This is a genomic window from Streptosporangium sp. NPDC049644 (genome assembly GCF_040675205.1).
Classification (GTDB): domain Bacteria; phylum Actinomycetota; class Actinomycetes; order Streptosporangiales; family Streptosporangiaceae; genus Streptosporangium; species Streptosporangium fukuiense.
In genome coordinates, this window is sequence record NZ_JBFAOJ010000031.1 from 21,724 (window position 1) to 36,938 (window position 15,215).

Below are 15,215 nucleotides of genomic sequence, written 5' to 3' on the forward strand. Positions count from 1 at the left end.
CGGTTCCACCGAAAACCGGGGCTCCCACATGCCAGGGCCCCGCATACCGGTAGGGGCTCCATCGCGGACGTACCGGAACATGGAGTGCGCCCGCGTCCTGCCCCGCCCGGTCAGCCGACCCCGGCTCGTCGAGGCGGTCGGCACCGTCGTCGGCCGAGCCCGCGCGGTCCCGGCCGCCGGATCCGTCAGCGCCCGTGGCGTACGGCGGACACTGCGGCGGGCACGGCGGCGGGCACGGCGGCGGGCGCCTTCACCAGTCGCCGGTCAGCGGCGCGCCGTACCAGGTCTCGATGAGCCTGCGGGCGATCGACACCTCCGACGGCAGGCGCACCTCGCCGCTCTCCATCGCGGCCAGCAGTTCGGCGCGGCTGAACCAGTGGGCCTCGGCGATCTCCTCGGAGTCGAGGACGAACTCCGTCGACGTGGCCCGCGCGAAGAAGCCGAGCATCAGGCTGCGCGGGAACGGCCAGGGCTGGCTGCCCATGTAGCGTGCGTCGGCGACCCGCACGCCGACCTCCTCGGACACCTCGCGCGCCACGGCCTGCTCCAGCGACTCGCCCGGCTCGACGAAACCGGCCAGCACCGACAGCCGCCCCTCGGGCCACTGCGGTCCTCTGGCCAGCAGGCACCTGTCGTCGTCATCGTGGATCAGCATAATCACCGCAGGGTCGACCCGGGGAAAGTGCTGACTGTCGTCCTTGGGACAGACGCGCACATGCCCGCCGGCCCGCACCTCGGTGCGGCTCCCGCACCGGGGACAGTACTCGTGGGTGGAGTGCCATGCCTCCAGGGCGACCGCGTACACCAGCAGTCCGGCGTCCAGATCCCCCAGCAACGATCCCACCTGGCGCAACCCGGCGGTGACGGTCTGCCCCTCACCCGGTTCCGAGGGGTCGAGCGGGGGGACGAGCCGGTCGAAGGAACCCGGATGGGTGGCCGGCGACGCCGCCACGGCGAAGTAGGCGATGCCCTCCGCGTCGAGACCGAGCAGGTAACGCTCTCCCTCGGGGGCGTCGGCGGTGGACAGCAGGACCAGCTCCGCGTCTTCGCCGTTGCGCCGGATCAGCGCCTGCCCGTCGTCGACGACCACGACCCTGGTCGCGGCGTCCGCCCAGGCCCGCTCCAGCCACTCGGCGTCACCGCGGAGCACCGCCGACCTGTCGATGGCGCTGCGCGCAAGCAGCAGCGGCCCCAGAAGTCCTTCTTGTGCAGCGATCTCCACGCCGTTCCGCCTCCCCAAACGAGGCACATATTACGCCGCCGGAACGCGGAGCCGCATCGGGCCGACGGCGTCACCCCTGGCCGGAGGCCATCCAGAAAAGACCCCATCTTTTGATGACACGGACATATACGGTCAATAGACCGATCATCCCGGCGCGATGATCTCCGTCCCGCTAGGATGCACCGAGTTAGGTTAGCCTTACCTGATATCGGGGGTCCCTGCATTGCGGCTGTACCTCACCGCGCTGAAACCGACAGACTCGGTCACCGACGGCTTCCTCCCGGCGGCACGCGCACTCGGGTGCGAGGTCACGATCCTCACCGACCGGCCGGAACAGTACCGCGACCACGGAGCGGAGGTGCTCCGTTGCGACGTGCGCGACGCGCGGGCGGTGATCGACACCGTCGCGCACCACCGCGTCCCGGACGCGATCTTCTCGAACTCCGACCACATCCAGGCGGAGACCGCGCTCGCCGCCGCCTACTTCGGACTCCCCGGCAAGGACTGGCGGGCCTGTGTCGACACCAAGAACAAGGCGCTCACCCGGCGGCGGCTGGCCGCGGCCGGGGTCGAGACCGTCCGTGCCGCGCGGCTGGCACCAGCCGATCCGCCGGCCGCGGACGTGCCCTTTCCCGCGGTCGTGAAACCGCGCGAGGGCGTGGCCAGCGAGGACGTCGTGCTGGTCCATGACGCGGACGAGCTCGCGGCGGCCGTGCTGTCCATCAGGGGCAGGCGGCCGGCGGAGACGCTGGTCGTGGAGGAGTATCTCGACGGCCCCCTGCACACGATGGAGACGCTCGGCGACGGCGAGCGGATCAGGGTGCTCGGCGGTTTCCGCACCACTCTCGGACCGCTGCCGTACTTCGTGGAGGAACGGCTCGACTGGGAGCCGCCTCCCGGCCGCGACCACGTGCTGCGGGCCCTGGAGGCACTCCGGGTGGGGTTCGGGGCCTGCCACACCGAGTACGTGATGACCCCGGCCGGACCACGGATCGTCGAGGTCAACTACCGGGTGATCGGCGACCACTGCGACTTCCTGCTGGCCAGCCTGCTCCAGGCACCCCTGTTCGAGCTCGTCCTCGGCACACATCTCGGAATGGGGCCGGCGGACCTCGCCCCGGTGCGGGGGCATGGGACCGCGCTGAGCCTGGTCGCCGATCGCTCGGGGACCGTGGTGGAGGCTCCCGGGACCGTCCTCCCCACCGCCGGTGACCCGGTCCGGATCTGGCACCGGCCGCTGCGCGCCGTGGGCGACCGGATCGACCGGAGCAACACCAACCGCGACTATCTGGGCATCGTCCGCGCGACCGGGCCCGACCGGGCGGGCGTGGACGCCGCCGTCGCGGCCTTCAGAGCGGAGAACCCGTGGGTGATCGCGTGAGCCGAGGACCCGTGGACGGCTCCGGGATCGGCGGAGGTTCGGTGCGCGGGCGGGAGTCGTATCTCGCCGTCCGGGTGCTGAACGCGCTGCTGCGCGAGGACTACGGTGGCCTGGCCAGGCGGGTGACCCACGGCAAGGACGGCGTCGCGCTGGTCCTGCCCGGGGGCAGGCGGGTGCGGCTGGTCCCCGGCTCGCTGTTCCAGGACTTCGTCGCGGCCCCGCAGGAGGCGCTCTGGCTGCGGGAGGTCCTGCACACGCTGCGGGAGGTCTCCGACCCCGCCGACGCGGCCGGGGTCGAGTCGTTCACCAGGGAGTGCCACGAGGCGCTGCGCGCCCTCGACCTCCACGACCTCCACCGCGAAGAGGTGCTCACCAGACTGGCCGCCACCGCGCACCCCGCCACCACGGGCACGGCGGAAACCGGTGGCGGACGCGACAGCGTGTGGTACGAGACGCTGGCCGCGTTCGTCGATCACCCCGTCTATCCGACGGCCCGGTGCCGGATCGGCCTGTCCGACGAGGAGCTGACCGCGTACGCGCCGGAGTTCGCGCCCGCCTTCGAGCTGCGCTGGGCCGCGGTTCCCCGGGAGCGGCTCACCGGGGCCGAGCTGCCGGGGGCACCCGGGTTCCGCGCCGTCGGGCTGGCGGGGGGTCTGGCCGAGACGCACGCGCTGTTCCCCGTGCACCCGCTGACGGTCCCCCGCGTCGAGGAGATCCCGTGGGCGACCGTGGCCCCTCGGCCGTATCTGAGGGTCAGGCCCACGCTGTCGATGCGCACCGTCGAGATCGCTCCGGGCACGCACCTGAAGCTGCCGCTGACCACCAGCACCCTCGGGCTGCGCAACCGCAGGTCGATCAAGCCCGGCACGCTGGCCGACGGGGCGCGGGCCGAACTGCTGCTGCGGGCCATGCCCGATCCCGAGGTGCTGCTGGCCGACGAGCAGACGTACGGGCACGCCGGGCACGAGTATCTGGGCTGGCTGCTGCGCCGCCAGCCCGCCGGGGAGGTGGTCCCCGTCGCGGCGCTGGCGGCGCCGCTGCCCGGAGGCGGTCTGGTCGTGGAGGGTCTCGCCGGACGACGGTTCGGCGGGGACGTCGCCGCTCTGCTCGCCCGGTACCTGCGGGTGCTGTTCCGCTTCCACGTGCGGCTCTTCGTCAGGTACGGCACCGCGCTGGAGGCCCACCAGCAGAACCTCTCGCTGGTGTTCGACACCGACACCACGGGCGAAGGTGTCATGCGGCTGCTCGTCAAGGACAACGACGGGTTGCTGACCTCACCCGACCTGCTGGGAGGCGCCGGTCTCCCGGTCCCGGACTTCACGGACGCGCGGATGCTGACCGACGACCCGCACGCGCTCGCCGACATGTTCGTGACCATCACCCTGCACCTGGCGGCCGCCGCCGTGGCGTTCGGCGCGCTGCCGTCGCCGCGGGCCTTCGAACTGGTCCGCGACGCGCTCGCCGGAGCGCTCGACGAGTACGGGGAGGACCCGATGGCCCGGCTGCTGCGGGCCAGGACCCTGGACGCCGCCAGGCTCGTCGGCAAGTCGATGGTCACCGCCGGAACCCTGGTGGACAAGGCGCGCACCGGCGCGCGGGATGTGAACAAGTTCTACGGCACGAGCGGGCCGAACTACCTACGCCAGCAGCCCCAGGCCACACCGGCCGCGACCACCAGAAGGACGCCATGACCAGCCTCGCCCTCGACTCCCCCGCAGCCGTCGCCGAGGAGGCTTCACTGGCGGCGCTGCTGCGCTGCTGCGTGCGGGAGATCTCGGGACCTCGCGGGCAGGTCAGGCACGACGAGCCGTACGTGCTGTTGCGTGTCGCGGACACCCTGCTGCGGGCCCGCGCGCACGGCGGGCTCGCGCTGCGCTTCGAGGGGCGGGCCGAGTGGCTGGAGAACGACTCCTGGCAGCCGCTCTCGGCGGACCGGCTCGTCCGGCTGGTGGAGGCCGAGCTCGGTGAGGGCAACGACGAGTTCGCCGCCCAGGTGGCCGCGAGCAGGGACGCCATGGTGACGCTGCTCGCGGCCCGGCGGGACGCGCCTCCCCCCGCCGACCCGTGGCTGGCCTCGGAGCAGGCGCTGGTCTTCGGGCACCCGTTCCACCCCAGCCCGAAGGCACGCGGCGGCGCGGGCTGGCTGCGCTACGCGCCCGAGGCGCACGCGAGCTTCCCGCTGCGACTGCTCGGGGTCAGGGACGACGTGCTGGCGGAGGCGGGCGAGGTCGGCTCGCTCGACGCGCTGGGAGCGGCGCCGCCCGGTTACTCGCTGCTGCCCGCGCACCCGTGGCAGCTGGAGCTGCTCTCGGCCGACCTGGCCGCACCACTGGCCGACGGCCGGCTGCTCGATCTGGGGAACGGCGCCCGAATGGCGGTTCCCACCTCGTCGGTCCGTACCGTCTACGAGCCGTTGATCGACCGGTGCCTGAAGTTCAGCCTGGACGTGCGGATCACCAACTGCCTGCGGAAGAACTCCTGGTACGAGCTGGCGGGCGCGGTCGAGCTGAGCCGCCGCCTCGGACCGGTGTTCGCAGAGCTGTCCGCGACCTTCCCCGGCACCCGCTGGCTGCCCGAGCCCGGCTACCGCTCCGCCGGGCTGGGCACCCGGCTGCTCGAGGGACTCGGCGTCATCGTCCGGGTCAGCCCGTGGTCGGTCTGCAGGCCCGGGGTGACCCCCCTGCTGAGCGGCGCGCTGGCCGCCGGGCGGCAGGTGCCGGCCGCCGACCCGGTGCGCTGGTGGCGGGCGTACGTGGAGCGGGTGGCGCTGCCGGTGCTCGACGCCTACCTCGGCCACGGCGTGGTGCTCGAACCTCACCTGCAGAACGTGCTGATCGGGGTGGACGCGGAGGGACTGCCGGTGGAGGCGGTCTTCCGCGACATGGAGGGCACGAAGCTCGTCGCCGGACGGCACGACCTGTCCGGCCTGCCGGCCCGGGTCGCCGAGGCCCTCACCTACGGCGCGGAGGCCGGCTGGAGCCGGGTGGTCTACTGCCTGATGGTCAACCATCTCGCCGAGATCGCCGCCTCCCTTTCCGGGGCCGGGCCCGCACGGGAGCTGTGGGCGGTGGCCGGGCAGGTGCTGGCGGGGTACGCGGAGTCGCGAGGGTGGCCCCGGCCGCTGTCGGACCTGCTGGCGGGGGCGCCGCTGCCTGCCAAGGCCAACCTGTCGGTCAGGTGGGCGCGGTCGGCGGACCGCGCCGCAGGGTACGTGCCGGTCGCCAACCCGCTGGCCGCGGTCTGAGCGAGTGCCGCCCCGGAGGATCCGGCTCCCGGCGTGACAGCGGGGAACCGGATCCTCCGGGCGTGCCTATCGGGGGTAGACCTCCAGCTCGTAGAGGGAGTAGCCGTACGTCGTCCCGCGCGTGACGCCCTGCATGCGGACGTGGCGGGCGGCGGTCGGGGTGAACGTCACGTTGTCCACACCGCCGTTTCCGGTGGTGGTGGAGTAGACGGTGGCCCAGGTGGAGCCGTCGGTCGAGGTCTGTATCGAGTACGCGGCCCCGTAGGCCGCCTCCCAGCGCAGGATGACCCTGCCCACGGTCGTGGCGGAACCGAGGTCGACCTGGAGGTACTGGTCGTCGCTGGACGAACTCGACCAGCGGGTCGTCGGGTTGCCGTCGACGCCCCTGCTCGCCGGGTAGGAGGAGGACTGGTTGCTCGACGACTTGGCCGCCCTCCCCTCCGCCAGGTTGGTGATCGCGTCGCCCCGGCGGGCCGGGAAGGACAGCACCTGCTGGTAGGTCGGCCGGTTCTGCCAGGAGATCAGCGAGTGCGTGATCCCGCCGAGCGGCGACTGCTCGACGGCGTCGGCGCACCACTGGTTGCCCGCCGCGCACACGTCGTCTCCCGGGTAGGTCGTCGCCGCGGGCTCGGCGAGCGCCTCCGACAGACTGTTCAGCAGGACGGTGCGGCAGCCCGCCACCGTGCCGTCGCCGCAGTACTTGGCGGGCAGCGGGCCGGAGACCTGGTCACCGAGCACGTTCCTGACGTCCTTGCTCACATAGCCCCACCAGCCGTACTGGAAGGCCGAGCCCTTGTGCGTCTGCGCCCCGTTCGCGGAGGTGGGCAGGCTGGACCTGTCGCCCTGCTGGAGACCCGAGGGAGACTCGTTGATCTGCAGGGTGTTGACCAGCGACTGGTACAGGCCGTCTCCCAGCCCCGGCTTGAACTGCGCACGGACCAGCTTGGGCCACCACGCGTCGAACGCGCGGATCGCGTCGGCATGGGCGTACGCCTTGCTGCCCTGCGAGGTCTCCAGCCGCTTGGAGCCCGAGGTGGTCCAGGCGGAGAGCTTGGTGACCGCCGAGGCGAGGGCCGGGTCGGTGACGGCGGCGCTGTTGATCACCCGGAGCAGGTCGGGCAGCACCTTCCTGCCCCGCAGGTCGGTCACGCCGGCCTCGGCCATGATCTTCGCGGTGCCGGCCCGGTCGAGCTTGCCGCTTCCGGCCAGGGCCGCCTTGACCGGGGCGTCCAGCAGGTCGGCCCGGTGCACCGGCCCGAAGCTGAAGTTGCCGTCCGCGGCGCCGTAGTCCTTGGCCTGCTTGTTGTTCCAGCTGACGAAGTAGTCCTGGTTGACCGCCTGCGGGTGGGTGGCGGCGGCGGTGTAGGTCGCGGTGTTGGTCGCCGGGTCGTAGCCCGCCCACTCGTGGGCCGCGTCGGCGACCATCGGCAGGTTCGGGTCGGAGACCGAGGACCTGACCGGGGTGTTGCCCGACATGAAGTACGCCGAGTCGGTGGAGTTGACGTAGAACCAGTTGAACGCGAAGCCGATGGTGGCGGCCGAGTTCTTGAAGGCCGTCGCGTCGCCCATGGTGGCCGGGTCGTTGAACATCTGGAAGCCGATCGCCGAGTCGACCTCGTGGTGGTAGGTCGACCGCAGCGCGGTGAAGGCGGTGGGCTGCCCGCCGACCGTGCCGCGCCAGCTCACCAGCCCGTACTTGGTGCGCTGTATCACCAGGTCGTACGAGCCGGCGGGGGTGGAGTCGGCGACCGTGGGCTTCCAGGAGTTGGTCTTGCGCAGCGTCTCCATCGCGGTGCAGACGCCCCGGTAGAGGTAGTGGTTCGACGCGACGGTGGCCGCGCCGCCGCCGGGCTCGCAGAGCTGGAGGGCGTAGGTGTCGGTGATGTCCTGGCCGCTGGAGGTCGCGCTCCAGGCGTAGTCGGTGCCCCGGCCGAGCAGCACGTACAGGTTGAGACCGGCGAAGGCCGCGCCGCGCGCCCGGATGCCGGGTCCGGAGAGCTCCTGGAGCATCAGCAGCTGGGGGGCGAAGTAGCCGGTCTGCGGGCCGAACACCGCGACCGGGTGCCCGGTCTTCGACTTGGCCGCCGAGACCACCACGGCGTTGGACATGCCGGGCTGGGAGTTGTCGACGAGCAGCCCGTCCAGCATGCCCTTGGCGGTCAGGGCCGAGGCCGGGGTGGTGGCCGAGCCCTTCTTGTTCTCGACGATGTTCACCGGTGCGGTGGACGGGTCGGGGAGGACGACCCCGGTGGCCCCGGCGGGCGCGGCCCCGGACGGGAAGCTCTGGCCGTTGTGCAGGGTGAGCGTCGTCTCCGGGTCGTTCTGCGCGCGGAACGCCGCCCAGACCTGGTCGCCGACCGCCGTGCCGTACTTGGCGCGGGACGCGACCCGGACCAGTGCGGACTGCATCTCCGCGCCGCCGCCACCGCCGAACAGGCCGCCGATGACACCGGAGATCGCCACCAGGTCGGTCATGGTGAACTTCACCGGGCCGCCCGCGTTGGTGATCGCGTCCATGTGCCCGGTCAGCACGTACTCACCGGGGCAGTCCCGGTTCGCCATGCAGGTGTCGATGTAGGCGTTGACGCCGGCTATGTAGTGCTCGACGTCGGTGTAGAGCTGCGCGCCCCGGGGACTCGCGTTCCTCAGCCTGGTGATCTGCGCCTGCAGGTCCGCCTCGGTGTACGGGGCGTTGCGCCAGGCGCTCTGCTCCAGCTCCCGGTTGCCCGGCGCGCCCCCGGCGAACGAGGTCAGCTCGCCCCGGCCGACGTGCCGCATCAGGTCCATCACCCAGAGGCGGTTCTGCGCGCCTGCGTACCCGGCGCCGAACATCGTGCCCTCGCGGGTGGTCCCGGTGATGTGCGGGGTGCCGGTCGCCTTGTCCCGGACGATCGTCACGTCCGAGCGGGGGCTGACGGTGCTCTCCACCTGCCCCTCGGGGACACCGAACGAGGCGTCGTTGAAGAAGCCGGCGATCTGGTCGTTGGTCAGGCCGGTGTAGCCGGAGAGGAGGTTGGCGTACTTGCCGAGCTGGTCGTCACTGTGCTTGGGCTTCGTCCCCAGTGACTGGTGGGCGAGGATCCCGGCCAGGGTCGCGTTGCCGTTCTGGCCCGGGGGCAGGATGTCCGCGCACTCGCCGAGGCAGTAGTCGTCGGGCGGATAGGCGGCCGCGACCACGGCCGGGACGGTGGACGCCGATGCGGATGCGGGTACGAGGGGGGATGCCAGCGCGAGGACCAGCAGCAGCGCGGGGGCCGCCGTGATCGTCCGCCTGAGACGTGCACGCATAGGAGGATCCCTAAAACATGAGGCGTACTCGGATGTTGCTAGGAACATACGTTCCGGACCAACGGCGGATCAATGGCCGGTGTGATAATCGTCTGCGCCGGTTCATGACTCGCCGTCAGTGCGGCAGGTTGAAACCGGGGCGCCGTGCCCGCCGGATCACGAGTGCCAGCGGCGTTCGGCGGGAGGCAGCAGGAGCACCTCCAGGACGCGGGCGCAGGCGCGGGCCTGCTTGACGAACCAGGGAATTCGCGCGTCGCTGATGAGCCGGGGCGTCGCCCGTACGGCGAGGGCGTAGCGGGCGCGGTCGGCGCGGTCCAGAACGGGGACCGCGACGGTGCGGACGCCCTCCGAGGACTCTCCGTCGTTGAGAGCGTGGCCACTCTGGCGCACCTGGTCCAGCTCGGCGCGGAGGGCGGCGTGGTCGATGATCGTCCGCTGGGTCTGGGCCTGGAGCGGGCCGAGCGCGGCGAGGTCGCCGTTCCCCGGCGGCGCCCAGGCGAGCAGGACCTTGCCGAGCGCCGTCGAGTGGAGCGGGCGGTGCAGGCCGACTCCCCGGTCGGGGTTGAGGGAACCCCCGGCCAGGATGACCGCGTGCGGGCCGTTGCGGACCGCCAGATCCACGGTGGCCGAGGTGACCCGGGCGAGTTGCCCCAGCTCGGGGGCGACCTTGTGCAGGCCGCGCCGGTGGAAGGAGAGCTGGCCGAGTTCGGTGATCGAAGGACCCAGCCGGTAGCAGGCGGTCTCGGTGTCCTGTTCCAGGAATCCGGTGTCGAGCAGGCTGCGGGCCAGCCGGTGCGCGGTGGAGGTGGACAGGTCCGTCCGCCGGGCGAGCTCCGAGACGGTCAGCGCGGGCTCGCCCTCACGGAAGCAGTTGAGTATCCCGACCGCCCGCAGGACCGACTGGACACCGTCCACGCGGCTCGATGCCGTCATGCGGGAATCTCCTTCTCTCGGGTGGGGAGGGATATGAGCAGGTAGCAGCGGTCAGCGGCGCAAAGGTTTCCCGCATCGCGGGACATACTTTGCATTTCCTACCAATTTACTAGCAAACTCTTTCGCATGACCACAGCTGCGCCAGACACGATCTGGTTCACCCGGTGTCCGGTGCCCACCGCGACCGGTGTCGCCGCCGACCGGGGCTGGCTCACCCAGGAATTCGCACCCGACGGGATCGACGTCCGGTCCCTGCAGGACGCGACGGCCGACGTCTCCGCCGACCACCACTTCACCCACGAGCTGACCGGCCTGTTCCGCGAGGGCGGGAACGTCCCCGCGCTCTGGGCCCGCTCGCGCGGCGAGGCCACCCGGCTCATCGGCCTGACCTGGATCGAGGAGCGCCAGGTCATCCTGGTCCGCGGCGGCAGTGATCTGGAGAGCCCGGAGCAGCTCAAGGGTCTACGTCTGGCCGTCCCCCGGCACCGCCTCGCCATCGACTTCTGGCGGGCCATGGCGCTACAGGGCTTCCGGGGTGCACTCTCCCTGGCCGGACTCGACCTGGGCGACGCGGACCCGGTGGACGTCGAGGCCACCCCGGGCGGCGGGCAGTGGGAGGCCGAGCTGGCCGCCCTGGCCCGCGGCGAGGTCGACGCGGTCTATGTCAAGGGCGCGCTCGCCGTCGAGGCGGCCCTGCGCCACAACGCCGAGGTGGCGGTCGACCTCGACGCCGTTCCCGACCGGCGGGCGCGGATCAACAACGGGACGCCGCGCCCCATCACCGTCCACCAGCGGCTGCTCGACGAGCGCCCCGACCTGGTCACCCGGTTCCTCGCGGTGCTCCTGCGGGCGGCCGACTGGGCCGCGGACAACCCGGCCGACGTCACCAGGATCCTGGGCGCCGAGACCGGTGCGGGCTCGGCGGGGGTGGCCGGCGCCTACCACTCCGGCGCCTCCCTCCACCTCGACCTGTCCGCGGAGCGCCTGGAGTTGCTCGCCGAGCAGGAGCGGTTCCTGCGCGGCCACGGCTTCCTGGAGTCGGCGGTGGACGTCGCCACCTGGGCCGACCACACCCCGTTCGCCAATGCCCGATCCCACGGAGAATCCCATGCGTAGACTCGCCCTGGCCGCCGCGCTCCCCCTCGCCCTGCTGGTCGCGTGCGGCTCCACTCCCTCGGCGGACACCTCGGCCGCCGCCGCGCCGGATGCCAAGGCCGAGCCGGTGGTGGTGCGGATCTCCGATCCGGGCAACAGCGGCTTCCTGGCGGTGGCGAAGAAGGACGGCAGCCTCGACGCCGCCCTGGCCAAGGTGAACGCGAAGGTCCAGTGGGCCGGAGACTTCTCCGTCTTCGCTCCGGCGGCGCAGGCCATCAACGCAGGGTCGCTCGACATCGCCGTCGGCTCGATCACCTCGGGCGTCACGGCGCTGGCCGTCAAGCCCAGCTTCAAGATCTTCGCCACCGTCCCGCCTGACCTCGCGGGCGAGGGAATCGTGGTCAAGAAGGACTCCCCGATCAAGTCCGTGGCCGACCTCGCCGGGCACACCGTGGCGGTCGGCCACGGCGGCACCAGCGAGTACCTGCTCCTCAAGGCGCTGCGGACGTTCAACGTGCCGGTCGAGAAGGTCAAGCGGGTCTACCTGGCCCCGCCGCAGACGGCGCCGGTCTTCGGCTCCGGCAAGGTGGACGCCTGGTCGACCTTCTCCACCTTCCTCATCCCGGCCGTGACCAGCCTGGACGCCCGCATCCTGGCCAGCGGAGCGGAGATCAAGTCGGACAACTACGTCATCTACGTCGCCGCCAACACCCTGATCGACAAGCACCCCGAGGTGCTGAAGGCGCTGTACGCGTTCATCGAGGAGGGCACCGCCAAGGAGAACGCCGACCCGGCGGCCTACCTCAACGTCTTCACCTCCGCCGGGCCACAGGCCGTGACCGGCGCCCAGCAGGACCTGGTGGTCCAGATCCAGAAGCAGGGCAAGCCCGCCCAGCCGGTGACCCCCGCCGAGATCGCCAAGTACCAGGAGGTCGCCGAGTTCTTCCTCGACCAGAAGGTCCTCACCGCCCCGCTGGACGTCTCCCAGTACGTCGTCGACGTCACCTCACTGCCGGACGCGGCCTCATGACGGTCCTGACCGGACAGGAAACGGCGGGGCTCGTCCCGCCAGACCCGCCCAGGAACACCGGCCGCCATCCGGCGGCGAGCCTGGCCCTGCGCGTCCTCGGCCCGGCCCTGCTCGTCGGGCTCTGGTACGCGGGAACCGCGTCAGGAGTGATCACCCCTGACGTGCTGGCCGGTCCGCAGGACGTGGTCAAAACCTTCGGCGAGCTGTGGGCCGACGGGCAGATGCAGGAGGCACTGGGTGTCTCGCTCACCCGCGCGGGCCTCGGCCTGCTGCTCGGCGCCTCCGCCGGGCTGGTCATCGGGGTGCTGTCCGGGCTGAGCAGGCTCGGCGAGGAGCTTCTCGACTCCTCCATGCAGGCGCTGCGTGCCATCCCGTTCCTGGCGCTGACCTCGCTGTTCATGGTCTGGTTCGGGATCGAGGAGACCTCCAAGATCCTGCTGATCAGCGTGGCCTGCACCTTCCCGATGTACATCAACGTCTCCAGCGGGGTGCGCAACGTCGACCGCAAGGTCGTGGAGGCCGCCCGCTCGTTCGGGCTCGGCCGCCTCGCTCTCGCCAGGGAGGTGGTGCTGCCGGGCGCGCTGCCCTCGATCTTCGCCGGGCTGCGGCTGTCGACCACGCTCAGCGTGGTCGCGCTGATCGCCGCCGAGGAGATCAACGTCACCGCCGGTCTGGGGTACCTGATGGCCAGGGCCACCGACTATCTGCGCACCGACATCCTGGCCCTCTGCGTCATCCTCTACGCACTGATCGGGCTGACCGCCGACGTCATCCTCCGACTGGCCGAGCGGTTCACCATGCCGTGGCGGAAGGCGGTGGCGGCCCGATGAGCCTGGCCGTACAGACCACGGGCCTGCGCAGGGTCTTCGGTGACCGCGCCGTACTGGACGGGATCGACCTGCGGGTACGGCGCGGCGAGTTCCTCGCGCTGCTCGGTGCCAGCGGCACCGGCAAGACGACGCTGCTGCGGATCCTCGCCGGGCTGGACGCCGCCACGAGCGGGACCGTGCTGGTCCCGCCGGTGCGGACCGTCGTCTTCCAGGAGCCCCGGCTGATCCCCTCCAAGCGCGCGCTGGCCAACGTGATCCTCGGGCAGGGCCGTGGCGCCCGCGCCAAGGGCCTGGCGGCACTCGCCGAGGTGGGCCTGAGCGGCCACGCCGACGCCTGGCCCGCGACGCTGTCCGGCGGCGAGGCGCAGCGGGTCGCGCTGGCCCGCGCCCTGGTCCGCGAGCCCGAGCTGCTGCTGCTCGACGAGCCGTTCGCCGCGCTCGACGCGCTGACCAGGCTGCACATGCAGGACCTGATCGCCGAACTGTGCGCCAGGCACCGCCCCGCCGTGGTGCTGGTCACCCACGACGTCGAGGAGGCCATCCTGCTCGCCGACCGGATCGTCGTGCTCCGCGAGGGCGCGTTCGTCACCGACCTGACCGTCGAGCTGGACCGCCCCCGCGACCGGGTGGACGGCGACTTCGTGGCGCTCCGCCGCCGCCTGCTCGCCGACCTCGGGGTCTCCGCCAAGGAGCCCGGACACGTGGGAGTGGCGCGGTGAGCACGGAGAAGACCGCGCTGAACTGGATCGGTGCGAACGAGCCCGTGCTGACCGGCCTGTCGGACACCATCTGGTCGTACGCCGAATCGTCGCTCCGCGAGTGGCGCTCGGCATCGGCCACCGCGGACCTGCTCCGCTCGTACGGCTTCGCGATCGAGTGGGGCACCGCCGGATTCCCCGCGGCCTTCGTCGCCACCCGCGGCGGGCGCGGCCCCGTGCTCGGGTTCAACGTGGAGTACGACGCGCTGCCCGGCCTGTCCCAGCGCGCGGGCGTGCCGTACCACGACCCGATCGGTTACGCGGGCGACCCGCTCTACGGCCCCGCGTACGGCCCGGGGCACGGCTGCGGGCACAACGCGCTGGCGGCGGCGTCGGCGGGCGCGGCCATCGCCGCCGCCGCCGTCGCGCTCGGCGACCGCGCGACCGTGCGGGTCTTCGCCTCCACCGGCGAGGAACAGCTGGTCGGCAAGGCGTACGCGGTGCGCGACGGCGCCTACGACGGGCTCGACGTCTTCCTGGACTGGCATCCGGCACCCGTCACGGCGACCGGATGGGACGTCACCAGCGCGTTGATCTCCGGGACCTTCACCTTCCTCGGCTCGGCCGGGCACGGGTCCGACCCGCTGGGCACCAGGAGCGGCCTGGACGGAGCCCTGCTGCTGACCACCATGATCGAACACCTGCGCGCCGCGAACGTCTCGCCGTCCGGCCGAGTGAGCTACACCCTCAGCGGGGGTGGCGCCCCGAACGTGACACCCGACGTGCAGACGGTCTGGGTCTACGTCCGCGAGGCGACCCACGAACGCGCCAGGACCCTGTACGACAAGGTCGTCGAGTGCGCCGGGGCAGCCGCCACGGCCGGCCGGACCCGGCTGGAGCACCGTCTGGTGACCGCGATCCGGCAAGGGCTCGGCAACCGGGCCGGGGCCGAGCTGCTGCATCACACTATGTCCGAGCTGGGTCCCGCCCGGTTCACCGACTCAGACCACGAGTTCGCCCTCCGCCTACAGGCCGCGATCGGCCGGCCGCGGATCGGGCTCGCGACCGGGATCGCACCGCTCACCCCGCCGCCGGAGACCGACCTCGGCGGCCCGTCCAGCGACACCTCCGAGGTCGGCTGGCAGGCCCCGCACCTCAGCCTGGTCGCGCCCGTGGTGCCGCTCGGCGTACCGCTCCACTCCTGGGCGGCCACTGCGTCGACCGGCACGAACATCGCCCACCAGGGGTTGCTGGCCGCCGCCCGCTACCTGGCGGCCACCGCGGTCGCCCTGGTCGAGCAGCCGGAGACGCTGGCGGCGATCCGGGACGAGTTCGACGCGCGGGAGCCCTGGCACAGCCTGCTGCCCGCCGACGCGACTCCCCCGCGCTACCCGCCGCCGCCCGAGTTCCTGAAGGAGACCGGGCAGGAGTTCACCCTCCCCGCGCTGCCTTTTCCCGTCTCCGCCGAGCCTCTAGGAAAGATCTGACATGGCT

11 protein-coding genes are annotated in these 15,215 nt (G+C 72.1%); 8 read left to right on the forward strand and 3 right to left on the reverse strand.

What is annotated here, in order from left to right; translation table 11 throughout:
- Positions 1-250 precede the first annotated feature (250 nt).
- Positions 251-1,222: an NAD(+) diphosphatase gene (gene nudC / locus AB0J58_RS19370; protein WP_364217372.1), complete on the reverse strand. Its 972-nt coding sequence runs from the start codon at positions 1,220-1,222 to the stop codon at positions 251-253.
- Between the two features lie 223 nt (positions 1,223-1,445).
- Here nudC and AB0J58_RS19375 point away from each other — a divergent pair, with 223 nt between their 5' ends.
- From AB0J58_RS19375 to AB0J58_RS19385, 3 genes are read left to right on the forward strand one after another with little or no spacing between them, the layout of a single operon-like run.
- Positions 1,446-2,603 carry a siderophore biosynthesis protein gene (locus AB0J58_RS19375; RefSeq protein WP_364217374.1) on the forward strand — a complete coding sequence of 386 codons (1,158 nt, stop codon included), beginning with the start codon at positions 1,446-1,448 and terminating at the stop codon, positions 2,601-2,603.
- On the forward strand, positions 2,600-4,294 hold the full coding sequence (locus tag AB0J58_RS19380; protein WP_364217376.1) for an IucA/IucC family protein: 1,695 nt from the start codon (positions 2,600-2,602) through the stop codon (positions 4,292-4,294). The genes AB0J58_RS19375 and AB0J58_RS19380 overlap by 4 nt, the downstream gene beginning before the upstream one ends.
- Positions 4,291-5,847 (forward strand): IucA/IucC family protein, encoded by a 1,557-nt coding sequence (locus AB0J58_RS19385; RefSeq protein WP_364217378.1) that lies wholly within the window; start codon positions 4,291-4,293, stop codon positions 5,845-5,847. Before AB0J58_RS19380 ends, AB0J58_RS19385 begins: the two co-directional genes overlap by 4 nt.
- Before the next feature lie 66 nt (positions 5,848-5,913).
- Here the strand turns inward: AB0J58_RS19385 and AB0J58_RS19390 are convergent, their stop codons facing one another.
- Complete coding sequence (locus AB0J58_RS19390; protein ID WP_364217380.1) at positions 5,914-9,135, reverse strand: penicillin acylase family protein; 3,222 nt, start codon at positions 9,133-9,135, stop codon at positions 5,914-5,916.
- A gap of 156 nt (positions 9,136-9,291) precedes the next feature.
- Positions 9,292-10,068: an IclR family transcriptional regulator gene (locus AB0J58_RS19395; RefSeq protein ID WP_364217382.1), complete on the reverse strand. Its 777-nt coding sequence runs from the start codon at positions 10,066-10,068 to the stop codon at positions 9,292-9,294.
- A gap of 126 nt (positions 10,069-10,194) precedes the next feature.
- Here AB0J58_RS19395 and AB0J58_RS19400 point away from each other — a divergent pair, with 126 nt between their 5' ends.
- From AB0J58_RS19400 to AB0J58_RS19420, 5 genes are read left to right on the forward strand one after another with little or no spacing between them, the layout of a single operon-like run.
- On the forward strand, positions 10,195-11,184 hold the full coding sequence (locus tag AB0J58_RS19400; protein ID WP_364217384.1) for an ABC transporter substrate-binding protein: 990 nt from the start codon (positions 10,195-10,197) through the stop codon (positions 11,182-11,184).
- On the forward strand, positions 11,177-12,193 hold the full coding sequence (locus AB0J58_RS19405) for an ABC transporter substrate-binding protein (RefSeq protein ID WP_364217386.1): 1,017 nt from the start codon (positions 11,177-11,179) through the stop codon (positions 12,191-12,193). Before AB0J58_RS19400 ends, AB0J58_RS19405 begins: the two co-directional genes overlap by 8 nt.
- Complete coding sequence (locus AB0J58_RS19410) at positions 12,190-13,023, forward strand: ABC transporter permease (RefSeq protein ID WP_364217388.1); 834 nt, start codon at positions 12,190-12,192, stop codon at positions 13,021-13,023. Before AB0J58_RS19405 ends, AB0J58_RS19410 begins: the two co-directional genes overlap by 4 nt.
- A complete protein-coding gene (locus tag AB0J58_RS19415) occupies positions 13,020-13,742 on the forward strand; it encodes an ABC transporter ATP-binding protein (RefSeq protein WP_355554536.1) in 723 nt (240 codons plus the stop codon). The genes AB0J58_RS19410 and AB0J58_RS19415 overlap by 4 nt, the downstream gene beginning before the upstream one ends.
- Positions 13,739-15,208, forward strand: coding sequence for a hypothetical protein (locus AB0J58_RS19420; protein WP_364217390.1), 1,470 nt, complete (start codon positions 13,739-13,741; stop codon positions 15,206-15,208). Before AB0J58_RS19415 ends, AB0J58_RS19420 begins: the two co-directional genes overlap by 4 nt.
- The last annotated feature ends 7 nt before the right edge of the window (positions 15,209-15,215 follow it).